Origin of the sequence: Polaromonas sp. C04, from assembly GCF_002002705.1 — a bacterium.
GTDB lineage: Bacteria > Pseudomonadota > Gammaproteobacteria > Burkholderiales > Burkholderiaceae_C > Rhodoferax_A.
Map to the genome: position 1 here is coordinate 39761 of NZ_MUNS01000035.1, position 15704 is coordinate 55464.

The following is a 15704-nucleotide window of genomic DNA, read 5'->3' on the forward strand; positions in this document are numbered from 1 at the left end:
AAAGGTTCATCAAAAAGGAAACCGCCGAGCGTTGCCGTCCGGCGGTGTCTTGATACGCGGATTATGCCGCGATTGTTATTTCCGGCTCAAGCAGCGGCAAGCAGGGCGTGCAATTCCTGCACGGAATGCACATCCAGGTCGTCCAGGTACTTCATGCCCTCGACCGCCGCCTCCGCGCCGAAGATGGTGGTGAACGTGGTCACGCGCGCCTGCAGCGACGAGGTGCGGATGGCGCGCGAGTCGGCAATCGCGTTGCGGCGTTCCTCCACGGTGTTGATGACCAGCGCGATCTCGTTGTTCTTGATCATGTCCACGATGTGCGGGCGCCCTTCGGTGACCTTGTTCACGCTCACGCAGGCGATGCCGGCCTGCGCAATGGCGGCGGCCGTGCCCTTGGTGGCCACCAGCTCGAACCCCATGGCCGCGAGTCCGCGTGCGATGTCCACCGCGCGCGGCTTGTCGTTGTTCTTCACCGAAATGAAGGCCTTGCCGCCGCGCGGCAGCCGGGTGCCCGCGCCGATCTGCGACTTCACATAGGCTTCGCCGAAGGTCTTGCCGACCCCCATGACCTCGCCCGTGGACTTCATCTCGGGGCCGAGAATCGTGTCCACGCCGGGGAACTTGACGAACGGGAAAACCGCCTCCTTCACGCTGAAATAGGGCGGCGTGACCTCGTCAAAAATGCCCTGGGCGTCGAGCGATTGCCCGACCATGCAGCGCGCGGCCACCTTGGCCAGCTGGATGCCCGTGGCCTTGCTGACGAACGGCACGGTGCGCGAGGCGCGCGGGTTGACTTCGAGCACGTAGATCACGTCGCGGCCATCGACTTCCTGGATGGCAAACTGCACATTCATCAGCCCGACGACGTGCAGTGCTTTGGCCATCGCCGCCGTCTGCACCTTGAGCTCGGCCACGGTGGCGGCGGACAGGTAGTACGGCGGCAGCGAACAGGCCGAGTCGCCGCTGTGCACGCCGGCCTGCTCGATGTGCTCCATCACGCCGCCGATGAACACGCGCTGGCCATCGCAAATGGCATCGACATCGCATTCGATCGCGTTGTTCAGGAAGTGGTCCAGCAGCACCGGCGAGTCGTGGCTGACCTTGACCGCCTCGCGCATGTAGCGCTCCAGATCGCGCTGTTCGTGCACGATTTCCATCGCGCGGCCACCGAGCACATAGCTCGGGCGCACCACCAGCGGGTAGCCCAGCGCGGCGGCCTTCTCCAGTGCCTCGGATTCGGTGCGCGCGGTGGCATTGGGCGGCTGGCGCAGCCCCAGCTCGTCGAGCAGGTGCTGGAAGCGCTCGCGGTCTTCGGCCGCGTCGATCATGTCGGGCGAGGTGCCGATGATGGGCACGCCGTTGGCCTCCAGATCGAGCGCGAGCTTGAGCGGCGTCTGGCCGCCGTACTGCACGATCACGCCGAAGGGCTTTTCCTTGTCGACGATCTCCAGCACATCCTCCAGCGTCAGCGGCTCGAAGTACAGGCGGTCCGAGGTGTCGTAGTCGGTCGAGACGGTCTCGGGGTTGCAGTTGACCATGATGGTCTCGTAGCCGTCTTCGCGCAGGGCGAGCGCGGCGTGCACGCAGCAGTAGTCGAACTCGATACCCTGGCCGATGCGGTTCGGGCCGCCGCCCAGCACCATGATTTTCTTCCTGTCGGTGGGCTCGGCTTCGCATTCGCCGCCTTCGGCCTCGTAGGTCGAATACAGGTAGGCGGTGTTGGTGGCAAACTCGGCCGCGCAAGTGTCCACGCGCTTGTAGACGGGGCGCACGCCCAGCGCAATGCGTTTTTCGCGGATCGCGGTGTCGGTGGTTTTGAGCTGGCGCGCAAGGCGGCGGTCGGAAAAGCCCTTTTGCTTGAGCGCGCGCAGCGTCGCCGCGTCGATGTCGTCCAGCGACTTCGTTTCGAGCTCCAGCTCGATCTTGACGATCTGCTCGATCTGCACCAGGAACCAGGGGTCGATCCTGGTCAGCGCAAACACCTCGTCCACGCTCATGCCTTGCGCGAACGCGTCGCCCACGTACCAGATACGTTCGGGGCCGGGCTCGCCCAGCTCCTTTTCCAGCACTTCGCGGTCCTGCGTCTTCTCGTTCATGCCGTCAACGCCGACCTCCAGGCCGCGCAGCGCCTTCTGGAACGATTCCTGGAAGGTGCGGCCCATGGCCATGACCTCGCCGACCGACTTCATCTGCGTGGTCAGGCGGGAATCAGCCTGCGGGAATTTCTCGAAGGCGAAGCGCGGAATCTTGGTGACCACGTAGTCGATGCTGGGCTCGAAGCTGGCGGGCGTGGCTCCGCCGGTGATCTCGTTGCGCAGCTCATCGAGCGTGTAGCCGACGGCCAGCTTGGCCGCGACCTTGGCAATCGGAAAGCCCGTGGCCTTGGAGGCCAGCGCCGACGAGCGCGAGACGCGCGGGTTCATCTCGATCACGATCATGCGGCCGTCCACCGGATTCACCGCGAACTGCACGTTGGAGCCCCCGGTATCCACCCCGATCTCGCGCAGCACCGCGAGCGAGGCGTTGCGCATGATCTGGTATTCCTTGTCGCTCAGGGTTTGCGCCGGCGCCACGGTGATCGAGTCGCCCGTGTGCACGCCCATCGGATCCAGGTTCTCGATCGAGCAGACGATGATGCAGTTGTCCGCCTTGTCGCGCACCACCTCCATCTCGTACTCTTTCCACCCAAGCAGCGATTCTTCGATCAGCAGTTCGCTGGTCGGCGAGGCTTCCAGGCCGCGCTTGCAGATGGTTTCAAACTCGTCCGGGTTGTAGGCAATGCCGCCGCCCGTGCCGCCCAGCGTGAAGCTGGGACGGATGACGGTCGGAAAGCCCAGCGTCTTTTGCACACCCCAGGCCTCGTCCATGCTGTGCGCTATCCCTGAGCGTGCCGAGCCCAGACCGATCCTGGTCATCGCGTCCTTGAATTTCAGGCGATCCTCGGCCTTGTCGATGGCCTGCGGCGTGGCGCCGATCAGTTCCACCTTGTACTTGTCGAGCACGCCGTTGCGCCACAGGTCGAGCGCGCAGTTCAGCGCGGTCTGCCCGCCCATGGTCGGCAGGATCGCGTCCGGCTTTTCGCGCGCGATGATCTTCTCGACCGTTTGCCAGGTGATGGGCTCGATGTAGGTCACGTCGGCCGTGGCCGGGTCGGTCATGATCGTGGCGGGGTTGCTGTTGATCAGGATGACCTTGTAGCCCTCCTCGCGCAACGCCTTGCAGGCCTGCACGCCCGAGTAGTCGAACTCGCAGGCCTGGCCGATGATGATCGGGCCGGCGCCGATGATGAGAATGCTCTTGATGTCTGTGCGCTTGGGCATTTAGTTTTTCTCCCGTGCCGTTTCCATGAGCGCGATGAAGCGGTCGAACAAATAGCCGATATCGTGCGGGCCCGGCGAGGCTTCGGGGTGCCCCTGAAAGCAGAAGGCCGGCTTGTCGGTGCGCGCCATGCCCTGCAGCGTGCCGTCGAACAGGCTGATGTGTGTGGCGCGCAGGTTCGCCGGCAGCGTTTTCTCGTCCACCGCGAAGCCATGGTTCTGGCTGGTGATGCTGACGCGGCCCGTGTCCAGGTCTTTCACCGGATGGTTGGCACCGTGGTGGCCGAACTTCATCTTGAAGGTGCGCGCGCCGCTGGCCAGCGCCATGATCTGGTGTCCCAGGCAGATGCCGAACACGGGAACGCCCGACTCGATCAGCTCGCGCGTGGCGTCGATCGCATAGTCGCAGGGCTCCGGGTCGCCCGGGCCGTTGGACAGGAACACGCCGTCGGATTTGAGCTTGAGCACATCCGCTGCGGATGTCTGCGCGGCCACCACGGTGACCCTGCAGTCACGCTCAGCCAGCATGCGCAGGATGTTGTTCTTGACACCCCAATCGTAGGCAACCACATGAAACCTGGGGGCTGTCTGCTCGCCGTAGCCGGGTTTGCCGTCGGCATTGGCAAGCTGCCACTCGGTCTGCGTCCAGTCGTAGGGCGAGTCGATCGACACCACCCGGGCCAGGTCCAGCCCGGTCATGTCGGGCGCGGCTTGCGCCAGCGCCACGGCTTTGTCGATCAGCGCGGGGCTCGCCTTCTCCCCCGCCGCCAGACCCATGATGCAGCCGTTTTGTGCGCCTTGTGTGCGCAGGTGCCGCGTGAGCTTGCGGGTGTCGATGTTGGCAATTGCGACCGTCTTTTCCCGGATCAGGTACTCGGACAGGGTCATGGTCTTGCGGAAGTTGGACGCCACCAGCGACAAGTCCTTGATGATCAGGCCGGCGGCATACACGCGCCTGGCCTCCACGTCTTCGACATTGATGCCGTAGTTGCCGATGTGGGGGTACGTCAGGGTGACGATTTGCTGGCAGTAGCTGGGGTCAGTGAGGATTTCCTGGTAGCCGGTCATGGCGGTGTTAAACACCACTTCGCCGACGGTGGTGCCTGGGGCGCCAATGGAATTGCCAACAAAGACCGTGCCGTCTGCGAGCGCCAGGATGGCGGAAGGGAAGTTTCCCTGTAGAGACAAAAGCACTGGGTTCTCCGGGTTGATGACGGTTCGCCCAAGCGTGCACAAGAAACGACTCTTGGTTGCTGCTGTTGTGAGGGGTTTGGCTTGAATGCGGCTTAGGCGAAGCTGATTTGGGAAAGCCCCTGATTATAGCGGAGCGGCAGCCTGCGGCTGCCCAGAAGTGGCAGCGACCGCGCTGGCGTGCAGGCAAATAGCGGCGGCGGCGGCCACGTTGAGCGACTCTTCGCCGCCCGGCTGCTCGATGCGCACCGACAGGCTGGCGCGCGCCATCAGTGCCGCACCCACGCCCTGCCCTTCGTGCCCGAGCGCCCAGGCGCAGGGCATCGGCAATTTTTGCTCTTGCAAGGCGCTCCCGGTGTGCGAACTGGTCACGACAACCGGCACCGTCAACGCGTCCAGCGCATCCGGTTCGACGCCTTCGACCAGCCGCAGCGCGAAGTGCGCGCCCATGCCGGCGCGCAGCACCTTGGGAGACCACAACGCGGCCGTGCCTTTGAGCGCGATGATCTGGCCAAAACCAAACGCCGCCGCGCTGCGCAGGATGGAGCCCACATTGCCGGCGTCCTGCACCCGGTCCAGGATCACCGAGGCCGTGCCGGGCACCAGCGCAGGGATGGCCGGCAGGTCGATCACAAAAGCCATGCGGGCCGGCGACTCCAGCGCGCTGATGCCGGACAGCAGCGCATCGGCAATCACTATTGTTTTAATAGCTGCCTGCGTCCATTGCACCGGGGCTAGAGGCCAAAAAGACTCCGAAAACACGGCGATGGCCGGCCGCACGCCGCGCGCCAGGGCGGCGCGGCACAGATGGTCGCCTTCGAGCCAGACCTGTCCCCGCTTGCGGTAGGCCGTGCTGTCCTGCGAGAGCCGGCGCAGCTCCTTGAGCAAGGCGTTGTCGCGCGACGTGATGTGGGTCGCGTTCATCGCAGCACCCTGGATACCGGTGCAAACGTTTTGCGGTGCTGCGGGCACGCACCATGCTCCTGCAGCGCGGCCATGTGCTCGGCGGTGCCGTAGCCCTTGTGCCCGGCAAAACCGTATTGCGGATACTGCTCGTGATACTGCACGCACCAGCGGTCGCGGTGCACCTTGGCCAGGATCGACGCGGCCGAAATGGCCGGCACCAGCGCGTCGCCCTTGACGATGGCCTCCGCCAGCATGCCAAGCTGCGGCAGCCGGTTGCCGTCGACCAGCACCTTGGCCGGCTTCAGCCGCAGGCCCTGCACGGCGCGCTGCATGGCCAGCATCGTCGCCTGCAGGATGTTGAGGCGGTCGATTTCTTCGACGCTGGCCTCGGCGATCGAGCAGCACAGCGCCTTGGCGCGGATTTCATCAAACAGCTGCTCGCGTTTGCGTGCGCTGAGTTTTTTCGAGTCGGCCAGGCCCGCGATCGGATTCAGCTCGTCCAGAATCACGGCCGCGGCCACCACCGGCCCGGCCAGCGGGCCGCGGCCCGCTTCATCCACGCCGGCCACCAATCCCGGCGCGTCCCACACGAGCGCAACTTGCTCAGCCTTGAAGAATTTTCTGGATCGCATCGGTCGCTAGTTTGGCTGTGTCGCGCCGCAGTTCGGTGTGCAGCGTGGTGAATCGTTGCTGGATGGCCGCTATTTTCTCAGGCGCGGCCTGCAGCCACTGCAGCACGGCATCCGCCAGCGCCCGCGGTGTCGCCGCGTCCTGCAACAACTCCGGCACGACAAAGTCGCGACACAGGATGTTGGGCAGCCCGACCCAGGGCTGCAACTGCTTGCGCCGCATGATGTGCCAGGACATCCAGTTCATGTTGTAGGCAATCACCATCGGTCGCTTGTACAGGGCCGCCTCCAGCGTCGCCGTGCCGCTGGCGATCAGGGTGACATCACAGGCGGCCAGCGCGGTGTGCGACTGGCCCGACAGGATTTGCAAATCGCCCCCCAGGCCACTGGCCAGCGCCATCTGCTCCAGCGTGGCTTTCAGCGCCGGCACCGCGGGAACTATGAATTTGATAGCATGATTCGCTTGTCTTATAAGGGCTGCGGCCTCAAAGAACCTTGAAGCGAGATACTGGACCTCGGATTGGCGGCTGCCCGGCAATAGTGCCACGACCTGATCATCGGAGCTCAGACCCAGCTTCAGGCGCGCGGCTGGCCGATCCGGCTGCATCGGAATCACACTGGCCAGCGGATGCCCGACATAGGTGGCGGCGATGCCGTGGCTCTCCAGCAGCGCCGGCTCGAACGGAAAAATGCACAGCACGTGGTCCACGCTGCGCTGCAGCTTTTGCACCCGGTCGGCACGCCAGGCCCAGATCGAGGGACAGATGAAATGCACGGTCTTGATGCCCTGCGCCTTCAGGGCCGCTTCCAGATCCAGATTGAAGTCGGGCGCATCGATCCCGATGAACATCTGCGGCGGCTGCAGCAGCAGCCGGGCCTTGAGCTGGTTGCGAATGCGCAGGATGCCGCGGTAGTGCCGCAGCACTTCGACGTAGCCGCGCACGGCCAGCGCCTCGCTGGGCCACCAGGCCTCGAAACCGCGCTGCGCCATGTTCGGCCCGCCAATGCCGCCGGCCCGGACTTGCGGCCAGCGCTCGCGCAAGCCGTCCAGCAGCAATCCGGCCAGCAGATCGCCCGAGGTCTCGCCGGCCACCATCGCGATGTGCGGCGATACGTCATGCGCCTGCATGCGTGGCTCTAGCGGACAATGCCGCGCGTGGCTTGCGCGAGGAACCCGGTCATGGTCGCAATGTCGCCCGCCGCCTGCGGCATCGTGGCGGCCAGTGCGGCGATGTCGGCGCGCGCCTGCTCGAAGGTCAGGCCGGAGCGGTACAGGAGCCGGTGCATCTGTTTCACCGCCGCCAGCCGCTCGGGGCCAAAGCCGCGCCGGCGCAAGCCCTCGATGTTGAAGCCGCGCACCGCCAGCGGGTTGCCATCGACCGTCATGAACGGCGGCACGTCCTGCGACACGGCGCTGGCAAAACCTGCCATGGCATGCGCGCCGATCTTGACGAACTGGTGCACGCCCGTCAGGCCGCCGATGAACACCCAGTCGCCCAGGTGCACATGGCCGGCCAGCGTGGCATTGTTGGCCAGAATGGTCTGGCTGCCGACCTGGCAATCGTGGGCGATGTGCACATAGGCCATGATCCAGTTGTCGCTGCCAACGCGCGTCACCGCAGTGTCTTGCGCCGTGCCGATATTGAAGGTGCAGAACTCGCGGATGGTGTTGCGGTCACCGATGTGCAACTCACATGGCTCGCCGGTGTATTTCTTGTCCTGCGGAATGGCGCCCAGCGAATTGAACTGGAAGATGCGATTGTCCTGGCCAATGGTGGTGTGGCCCTCGATCACGCAGTGCGCGCCGATGCTCGTGCCGGCGCCTACCTTCACATGGGGACCGATCAGGGTGTAGGGCCCCACCGTCACTGAGCTGCCAAGTTCGGCGCCGGTATCCACCAACGCCGTCGGGTGAATGGTCGTCACAGCGCGCCGTCCTCAGGTAATGGTGCGCATGGTGCACATCAGCACGGCTTCCGCCGCCAGCTCTTCTCCCACGAGTGCGCGCGCGTTGAATTTGTAGATCCCTCCGCGCGCGCGGTCCATCTCCACTTCCAGGATGAGCTGGTCGCCCGGCTCCACCGGCCGCTTGAAGCGTGCGCTGTCGATGCCCGCAAAATAAAACACGGTCTTGTCGTCAGGCAGCACGCCCATCATGTCGAAAGCCATGATGGCCGCCGTCTGCGCCATCGCCTCGAGCATCAACACGCCCGGCATGACGGGACGGTACGGGAAATGGCCGACGAAAAAAGGCTCGTTGATGGTGACGTTTTTCAGCGCCTTGATGCGCTTGCCCTTTTCGATCTCCAGAACCCGGTCCACCAGCAGGAACGGATAGCGGTGCGGCAGGTGCTTGAGGACTTGATGAATATCCATCATGGTTTTATTTTCTTCTCCAGCGCCTTGAGGCGTTCGCGCAGACTGTAAAGCTGCTTGAGGGTTGCGGCATTTTTCTCCCAGGCCGCATTGTCGTCTATGGGAAAGAAGCCAGTGTAATGGCCGGGCCTGTGGATCGAGCGGCTGACCATCGACGCGGATGAGATATGGACATGGTCGGCGATGGTCAGGTGACCCAGCACCATGGCCGCGCCGCCGAAAGTGCAGTGCGCCCCGATCACCGTGCTGCCCGCCACGCCGGTGCAGCCCGCCATGGCCGTATGTTTGCCGATGTGCACGTTGTGCCCGATCTGGATCAGGTTGTCGAGCTTGACGCCGTCCTCGATGACCGTGTCCTGCAACGCGCCGCGGTCGATGCAGGTGTTGGCGCCAATCTCGACATCGTTGCCGATGCGCACCGCGCCCAGCTGCTCGATCTTTTCCCAGGTGCCGTCATGCGGCGCAAAGCCGAACCCGTCGGCGCCCAGCACCACGCCCGGATGCAGGAGGCAGCGCTCGCCAACGATGCAGTTCTCGCCCACCGAGACGCGCGACTTGAGCACCGTGTCCGCACCAATGCGCGCGCCACGTTCCACCACGCACAAGGCACCAATGGACGCGCTGGGATCCACGAGCGCCGCCGGATCAATCACGGCACTGGGATGAATCCCGCTGCCGCCCGCCGCAGCGTGCTGGCGCTTCCAGAGCTGCGTGACCTTCGCGAAATACAGGTAGGGCTGCGCCGCCACAATGCATGCGCCGCGCATCAGGGCCGCCTCCTGCATGGCTGGCCCCACGATGACGCAGGCCGCCTGCGAGGCGGCCAGTTGCTGCTGGTACTTGGGATTGCTGAGAAAGCTCAGGCTGGCGTTTGACGCCGTCTCCAGCGGAGCGATGTTTTCAATTTGCACATCGGGGTTGCCATGCAACTCCCCGCCCAGTGCATCGACGATGGATCCTAAACGCAGCGCCACACTGGGTCAGCCTCGGCGCCGCTTATTTGGCGGGGGTCGCGTTCAGCGCCTTGATCACCTTGTCGGTGATGTCGAGCTTGGGATTGATATAGACCGCTTCCTGCAGGATCACATCGTACTTTTCGGCCTCCGCCACCTGCTTGACCACCTTGTTGGCGCGCTCCAGAACCTGCTGCAGTTCTTCGTTCTTGCGCGAATTCAGGTCTTCCTGAAATTCGCGGCGCTTGCGCTGGAAATCACGGTCCTGGTCCACCAGCTGCTTCTGGCGCGCCAGGCGCTGGCTGTCCGGCAGCGTCGGCCCTTCACGCTCGAGCTTGTCCGATGCGGCTTTCAGGATATTGCCCTGATCCACGAGGTCTTTTTCGCGCTTGGAGAACTCCTGCTCCAGCTTGGCCTGAGCCGCCTTGGCCGCGTTCGCTTCCTTGAAGATGCGGTCCGTATTCACATAACCCACGCGAAAGTCCTGCGCGTTCGCGGAAAACATGAACAGGCCGAGCACCAGGCCCAGCCAGCATTGACGCGAAAAGTTTTTCATTAGAAGGATGTACCAATCTGGAATTGCAATCTCTGGATTCTATCGCCGGCAAACTTGCGTATCGGATTTGCAATGGCAAATTTGAGGGGGCCGATCGGTGAAATCCAGCTCAAACCTACACCAACAGAGGCTCTGAGCTGATTCGCGGTGATAGGTTCATTCTCGCCGTAGACATTGCCCACGTCCACAAAGCCGAACATCCGCAGCGTACGGTCGTTGCCAGTGCCGGGGAACGGCGCATTCAGCTCGGCCCCGAGCGTGACTTTTTTGGCCCCGCCAACGATAAATCCCGTCACATCCCGTGGGCCCAGCGTCCCCTGCTCAAAGCCACGAACCGAGCCCAAACCGCCGCCATAAAAATTCTTGAAAACGGGGAACGGGGAACCGCCCAGCCCCTTGCCCAGCCCCAGTTCGCCATTGAACGCCAGCGAGAACTGCTTGTTGAGCGGAACGTATTGCTGGTACTGGTAGTCCGCTTTCAGGTAGCGCGCGGCACCCCCAACACCCCACTCGGAGTTGAAGCGCTGCAGCCGGCCATCGGTCGGCACCAGCGCACTGTCGCGACTGTCCCGGGACCATCCGACCGTCAACGGGAACGCCGTGCTGGAGTAGCCAAACTCACTGGCATAGAGCAAATAGGCGGCGGGGATGCTGGTGCCCGGATCGATCCGCGTGCGCTCAGCGCCACCACCGAAATATACCCGGTCGGTTTCGCTGAATGGCACGCCGAAGCGCACGGAGGCGCCCTCGGTCGTCAGCTTGTAGTTACCCCCCTGATCCTGATACGGCTGGGTGGCTCTGTGGTAGAGGTCGATGGTGCGCGACACCCCGTCCGTCGTGAAATAGGGATTGGTAGTGCTGACCACGATCACCTGGTTGTACTTGCTGGTGTTGACCTGCAGGCCCAGCGAATTCCCCGAGCCGAACGCATTTTCCTGATTGATGCCGAAGGACAGCGAGAGCTTGTCAGCGCTGCCGTAGCCGGCACCCACCGTGAGGCTGCCGGTGGGCTTTTCCTTGACGCTGATGTTCAGATCCACCTGGTCGGGAGAACCCGGCACGTCCTGGGTTTCAACATTCACGTCGGTGAAAAATCCCAAGCGGTCGACACGGTCGCGCGACAGCTTGATTTTGTCGCCGTCGTACCAGGACGACTCGAACTGGCGAAATTCCCGGCGCACCACTTCGTCGCGCGTGCGGTTGTTGCCGCTGATATTGATGCGGCGCACATAGGCGCGGCGGGACGGGTCGGCGACAATCACGAAGGCCACGCGGCCATTGGCGCGGTCAATCTCCGGGCGCGCTTCCACATGGGCAAATGCGAACCCGAATTTTGCAAAGAAATCGGTGAACGCCTTGACCGTTGCGGCCACCTCGTCGGCGTTGTAGGCCTCGCCCGGCTTGATGGTGACCAGCGACTTGAACTCGTCTTCCTTGCCCAGGTAATTGCCTTCCAGCTTGACGCCGGTCACCACATAACGCTGGCCTTCCGTCACATTCAGGGTAATGGAAATCGCCTGCTTGTCCGGGGAGATGGCCACTTGTGTGGAATCGACCTTGAACTCCAGGTAACCCCGCGTGAGGTAATACGAGCGCAGGGTTTCGATGTCGGCATTGAGCTTGGCGCGCGAATACCGGTCGGCCTTGGTGTACCAGCTCAGCCAGCCGCCGGTGTTGAGGTCGAACAGATCGAGCAGCGTCGACTCGCTGAACGCCTTGTTGCCGACGATGTGGATTTCCTTGATCTTGGCGGGCTCGCCCTCGGTGATGGAGAACGTCAAATTGACGCGGTTGCGCTCGATGGGCGTCACCGTGGTCACCACCTGGGCGCCATACAGGCTCCTGTTGATGTATTGCCGCTTGAGTTCCTGCTCGGCGCGGTCGGCCAGCGCCTTGTCGAAAGGGCGCCCTTCCGTCAGGCCGATGTCGGCCATGGACTTCTTCAAGGCTTTGCTGTCGAACTCCTTGGAGCCGACGAATTCGACGTCGGCGACCGTGGGTCGCTCCTCGACGACGACCACCAGCACATCCCCGCTGGTCTCGAGCCGCACGTCCTTGAACAAGCCGAGCGCAAACAGCGCCCGGATGGCAGCCGAGCCTTTTTCGTCGGTGTAGGTGTCGCCCACGCGCAGCGGCAAGGACGCGAAGATGGTGCCCGGCTCCACCCGCTGCAAACCTTCGACCCGGATGTCGCGCACCGTGAAGGGCTCCACGGCCCAGGCGGCAGTGGCGGCGAAGGCCATGATCGCCACCGCCGAAACAGTGCGCATGCGAAAGCAATTGAAATAATTATTCATGAATGAAGGTGATGCCGACGACGCTCTTGGGGGCCGGCGTGTAGTTAACCAAAGATGCGGGTAATGTCATTGAACAGCGCAATCGACATCATGAGCAGCAGCACGGCCACACCACCGCGCTGCAACCGTCCCATCCATGCCTGCGACACGCTCTTACCCGTCACGCCTTCCCAAAGATAATACATCAGGTGCCCGCCATCGAGAACCGGCAGCGGCAGCAGGTTGAGCACACCCAGGCTGACGCTGATCAGGGCCAGGAACACCAGGTACTGCGAGAGCCCCAGGCTGGCGGACTTGCCCGCGTAGTCGGCAATGGTCAAAGGTCCGCTCAGATTCTTGAGCGAGGCCTCGCCAATTACCATCTTGCCCATCATGCGCAGCGTCAACGCAGACACCTCCCAGGTGCGCGTGACCCCACGCCACAAGCCATCGAGCGGTCCATACCGGACTGTGACGAATTCAGGAGGCGCGCCCACATAGGCCCCGATTTTTCCGACTGCGACCCCGCCGTCCTGCACCACTTGCGGCAGCACGCTGAGCACCACGGTCTTGTCGCCGCGCTGCACCCGCCACGCCTGCGCCAGCGGCTGCGAGTCCCGCACCGACGCCCGAATCACGTCACGCAACTGGCGTCCGTCAACGATGCGGGTCGCGCCAACCGCGTCGACCACATCGCCCTTGCGCAGGCCCGATTTCTCGGCCGCACCGCCGGCCATCACGTCGCCCAGCACGGGGCGGGTCCATGGCGCTACCAGGCCGACCTTGCGCAGCAACTGGGCATCGGCCCCTTTCGTATCCAGCCGGCTGAGCGGCAGCACAACGTCGCGCGCCGGGGCGCCATCCGGACCCGCCAGCTCAAGGCGCACATCGCGTCCGTCCAAAGCGCCCCGGGTCAGCAGCCAGTTCAGGGATTCGAACGAACGCACCGGCTCCAGCGTGCCATCCTCAAAGCCGGCGCGCTGCACCAGCTCGCCCCCCTGCAAGCCTGCCTGCGCAGCGACGGAGCCCGCCACGGGACTGCCCAGCACGGCCTTGGGCTCCTCCTGCCCGTACCAGCTGACCGCCGAGTACAGCAACACCGCCAGCAACAGGTTGGCGATCGGTCCCGCCGCAACGATGGCGGCGCGCGCGCGCAGAGGCTGGGTATTGAACGCCAGGTGCCGCTCCTCGGGCGCAACCGGGGCCTCGCGCTCGTCGAGCATCTTGACGTAGCCGCCCACCGGAAAGGCGCCGATCACGAATTCCGTCGATTGCCCATGCTTTTGATTTTTGGGTTGCCAGCGAAACAGCGTCGTGCCAAAGCCAATCGAAAAGCGCACCACCTTGACACCACACGCCACGGCCACCCGGTAATGCCCATACTCGTGCACTGCAATCAGCAGGCCCAGGGCCACCAAAAAAGCAACAAGGGTCAGCATGTGCCACCTTTCAACATGTCATGCCTCCATGCGCGCCACGACGCGCTGCGCGGCTGCGCGCGCACGTGCATCGAGCGCCAGCAGATCATCCAGCGTCCGGGGGATGGAGGTCGTAACAGCTTGCAAAGTTTCAAGATTGATATGGTGAATCTGATCGAACCGGATGCGTTTGTCCAGAAAGGCCGCCACGGCCACCTCATTGGCCGCATTCAGCGTGGCACAAGCGCCTGCCGGCGCGCGCAGCGCCTCCCACGCGAGCTGCAGGCCCGGAAAACGGTCCCGGTGCCCCTGTGTCTCAAATGACTCGAAGGTCATGCCCGACAGCGTCCTGAAGTCGAGCGCCTGGGCGCCCGAGGCGATGCGCTCGGGCCAGGCCAGGCCATAGGCAATCGGCACCCGCATGTCGGGCGTGCCAAGCTGGGCCACGATCGAGGCGTCGCGGTACTGCACCATCGAGTGAATCACGCTTTGCGGGTGAATCACCACCTCAATCTGCTGCGCCGGCATGTCGAACAAGTAGCGCGCCTCGATGACTTCGAGCGCCTTGTTCATCATGGTGGCCGAATCCACCGAGATCTTGCGCCCCATGACCCAGTTCGGGTGCGCGCAGGCCTCGTCGGGCGTGACGTCCGCCAGCGTCGCCGGCTCGCGCGTGCGAAATGGTCCGCCAGACGAGGTGAGGATGATTTTCTCGACCCGTTGCTGCCAGCTGGCAGGGTCTTCGGGCAAGGACTGAAAGATGGCGGAATGTTCGCTGTCGATCGGCAGCAACGTCGCCCCACCCTCCCTGACCGCCCGCATGAAGACATCGCCCCCCACCACCAGCGCCTCCTTGTTCGCCAGCAGCAGGCGCTTGCCCGCTCTGGCCGCAGCGAGGCACGAGGCCAGCCCGGCGGCCCCGACGATGGCGGCCATGACGGTATCGGTCAATTCATGGGACGCTATCAACTTAATAGCTTCAGGTCCAGACAGCACCTCGACATCAAGCCCATTTGCCTTGATTTTTTGAGCCAGCTCCCGGCCATGCGGAGCGCTGGCCATCACGGCGAACCGGGGCTTGAACTGCGCGCACTGCTGCAGCATCAGGTCTACCCGGGTTGCCGCACTGAGGGCAAACACCTCGAACCGGTCCGGGTGCCGGGCCATCACATCGAGCGTGCTGGTGCCGATGGAACCGGTCGACCCCAGGACGGTAACGCGCTGCTTCATGGCCGTCACCAGGAGACCAGCATCATGGCCAGCGGCAGGGTCGGCAGCAAGGCATCCACCCGGTCCAGCACACCACCGTGGCCGGGCAACAGGCCGCTGCTGTCCTTGACACCCGCACTGCGCTTGATGAGCGACTCCACCAGATCACCGACCACGCTCATGGCCGCCATGAACAGAACCGCGAGCAGCAGCATCCACCAGCCCATGCCGACCAGACGGCTGTAAAAGCTGGCCACCGGCGCCTGCCAGGCCGCATCGGCCCAGACCCACAGGACGGCCAGCAAGAGCACGCCGGCCATGCCGCCCCAGACCCCCTCCCAGCTCTTGCCCGGGCTGATGGCGGGCGCCAGCTTGCCCTTGGTGAAGCGGGTACCAAAGGCGCGCCCGGCAAAATACGCAAAGATGTCAGCGACCCAGACCAGCAGCAGGATGGACAACAGGAAGTTGATGCCGATCACGCGCGCCTGGGCCATCGCCAGCCAGGCCAGCCATACGGCAGCAAGCCCGCCGACGAGCCGGATGGGCCTCGCAATACGCGGCCAGCCCGCGACGCCGGTACGCAATAGCCACGCCCCCACCAGCACCCACGCCGCGCCGACAAAGCGCCACAACCAGGGCGTCGGCATGGACAACAGGCCGAAAGCCCAGCTGCCAACGCACAAAAGCACACAGGCTGCGCCCAGCAGCCAGGCCAGTGGGTTGCTGCAGTCATTGAGGCGCCCCCATTCCCAGGCGCCGGCCGCGATCAACACCAGCGTGATGGCGCAAAACGGGTCGGGCGACGGGTAAAACAGGGCCGGCAGCAGGATGGCCAGCAAGACCAGGGCGGTGATGACGCGCTGTTTGAGCATG

The 15704-nt window shown here is 64.0% G+C and carries 13 protein-coding genes; all 13 read right to left on the reverse strand.

Annotated features, from left to right (window positions below):
- Positions 1 to 86 precede the first annotated feature (86 nt).
- The gene (gene carB / locus B0E49_RS14250) at positions 87 to 3320 is read right to left on the reverse strand and encodes a carbamoyl-phosphate synthase large subunit (protein WP_077562867.1); all 3234 of its coding nucleotides are present in this window, start codon (positions 3318 to 3320) and stop codon (positions 87 to 89) included.
- Positions 3321 to 4511 carry a glutamine-hydrolyzing carbamoyl-phosphate synthase small subunit gene (gene carA, locus B0E49_RS14255; protein WP_077562868.1) on the reverse strand — a complete coding sequence of 397 codons (1191 nt, stop codon included), beginning with the start codon at positions 4509 to 4511 and terminating at the stop codon, positions 3321 to 3323.
- Positions 4512 to 4634: 123 nt separating this feature from the next.
- Positions 4635 to 5432: a TrmH family RNA methyltransferase gene (locus tag B0E49_RS14260; RefSeq protein WP_077562869.1), complete on the reverse strand. Its 798-nt coding sequence runs from the start codon at positions 5430 to 5432 to the stop codon at positions 4635 to 4637.
- Positions 5429 to 6046, reverse strand: a complete 618-nt coding sequence (gene rnhB / locus B0E49_RS14265; RefSeq protein WP_077562870.1) for a ribonuclease HII — start codon at positions 6044 to 6046, stop codon at positions 5429 to 5431. Before rnhB ends, B0E49_RS14260 begins: the two co-directional genes overlap by 4 nt.
- Positions 6018 to 7172, reverse strand: a complete 1155-nt coding sequence (gene lpxB, locus B0E49_RS14270; RefSeq protein WP_286138016.1) for a lipid-A-disaccharide synthase — start codon at positions 7170 to 7172, stop codon at positions 6018 to 6020. Before lpxB ends, rnhB begins: the two co-directional genes overlap by 29 nt.
- A gap of 8 nt (positions 7173 to 7180) precedes the next feature.
- Positions 7181 to 7969 (reverse strand): acyl-ACP--UDP-N-acetylglucosamine O-acyltransferase, encoded by a 789-nt coding sequence (lpxA, locus tag B0E49_RS14275; protein ID WP_077562871.1) that lies wholly within the window; start codon positions 7967 to 7969, stop codon positions 7181 to 7183.
- 12 nt (positions 7970 to 7981) lie between these two features.
- Positions 7982 to 8422, reverse strand: a complete 441-nt coding sequence (gene fabZ / locus B0E49_RS14280; protein ID WP_077562872.1) for a 3-hydroxyacyl-ACP dehydratase FabZ — start codon at positions 8420 to 8422, stop codon at positions 7982 to 7984.
- Positions 8419 to 9393, reverse strand: a complete 975-nt coding sequence (gene lpxD / locus B0E49_RS14285; RefSeq protein ID WP_077562873.1) for a UDP-3-O-(3-hydroxymyristoyl)glucosamine N-acyltransferase — start codon at positions 9391 to 9393, stop codon at positions 8419 to 8421. Before lpxD ends, fabZ begins: the two co-directional genes overlap by 4 nt.
- Before the next feature lie 22 nt (positions 9394 to 9415).
- Entirely contained in the window at positions 9416 to 9928 is a 513-nt protein-coding gene (locus B0E49_RS14290) for an OmpH/Skp family outer membrane protein (RefSeq protein WP_077562874.1), read from the reverse strand.
- Complete coding sequence (bamA, locus tag B0E49_RS14295; RefSeq protein WP_077562875.1) at positions 9928 to 12225, reverse strand: outer membrane protein assembly factor BamA; 2298 nt, start codon at positions 12223 to 12225, stop codon at positions 9928 to 9930. The genes B0E49_RS14290 and bamA overlap by 1 nt, the downstream gene beginning before the upstream one ends.
- 44 nt (positions 12226 to 12269) lie before the next feature.
- The gene (rseP, locus tag B0E49_RS14300; RefSeq protein ID WP_077562876.1) at positions 12270 to 13643 is read right to left on the reverse strand and encodes an RIP metalloprotease RseP; all 1374 of its coding nucleotides are present in this window, start codon (positions 13641 to 13643) and stop codon (positions 12270 to 12272) included.
- Positions 13644 to 13661: 18 nt separating this feature from the next.
- The gene (gene ispC / locus B0E49_RS14305) at positions 13662 to 14852 is read right to left on the reverse strand and encodes a 1-deoxy-D-xylulose-5-phosphate reductoisomerase (RefSeq protein ID WP_077562877.1); all 1191 of its coding nucleotides are present in this window, start codon (positions 14850 to 14852) and stop codon (positions 13662 to 13664) included.
- Positions 14853 to 14857: 5 nt separating this feature from the next.
- Positions 14858 to 15703, reverse strand: coding sequence for a phosphatidate cytidylyltransferase (locus B0E49_RS14310; RefSeq protein WP_077562878.1), 846 nt, complete (start codon positions 15701 to 15703; stop codon positions 14858 to 14860).
- Position 15704: the final 1 nt, after the last annotated feature.

Coding starts and splice junctions, on each gene's coding strand:
- lpxB (WP_286138016.1), bottom strand. CDS start 7,172: ATGCAGGCGCATGACGTATCGCCGCACATCGCGATGGTGGCCGGCGAG.
- B0E49_RS14310 (WP_077562878.1), bottom strand. CDS start 15,703: ATGCTCAAACAGCGCGTCATCACCGCCCTGGTCTTGCTGGCCATCCTG.
- rseP (WP_077562876.1), bottom strand. CDS start 13,643: ATGCTGACCCTTGTTGCTTTTTTGGTGGCCCTGGGCCTGCTGATTGCA.
- carB (WP_077562867.1), bottom strand. CDS start 3,320: ATGCCCAAGCGCACAGACATCAAGAGCATTCTCATCATCGGCGCCGGC.
- rnhB (WP_077562870.1), bottom strand. CDS start 6,046: ATGCGATCCAGAAAATTCTTCAAGGCTGAGCAAGTTGCGCTCGTGTGG.
- bamA (WP_077562875.1), bottom strand. CDS start 12,225: ATGAATAATTATTTCAATTGCTTTCGCATGCGCACTGTTTCGGCGGTG.
- B0E49_RS14260 (WP_077562869.1), bottom strand. CDS start 5,432: ATGAACGCGACCCACATCACGTCGCGCGACAACGCCTTGCTCAAGGAG.
- ispC (WP_077562877.1), bottom strand. CDS start 14,852: ATGAAGCAGCGCGTTACCGTCCTGGGGTCGACCGGTTCCATCGGCACC.
- fabZ (WP_077562872.1), bottom strand. CDS start 8,422: ATGATGGATATTCATCAAGTCCTCAAGCACCTGCCGCACCGCTATCCG.
- B0E49_RS14290 (WP_077562874.1), bottom strand. CDS start 9,928: ATGAAAAACTTTTCGCGTCAATGCTGGCTGGGCCTGGTGCTCGGCCTG.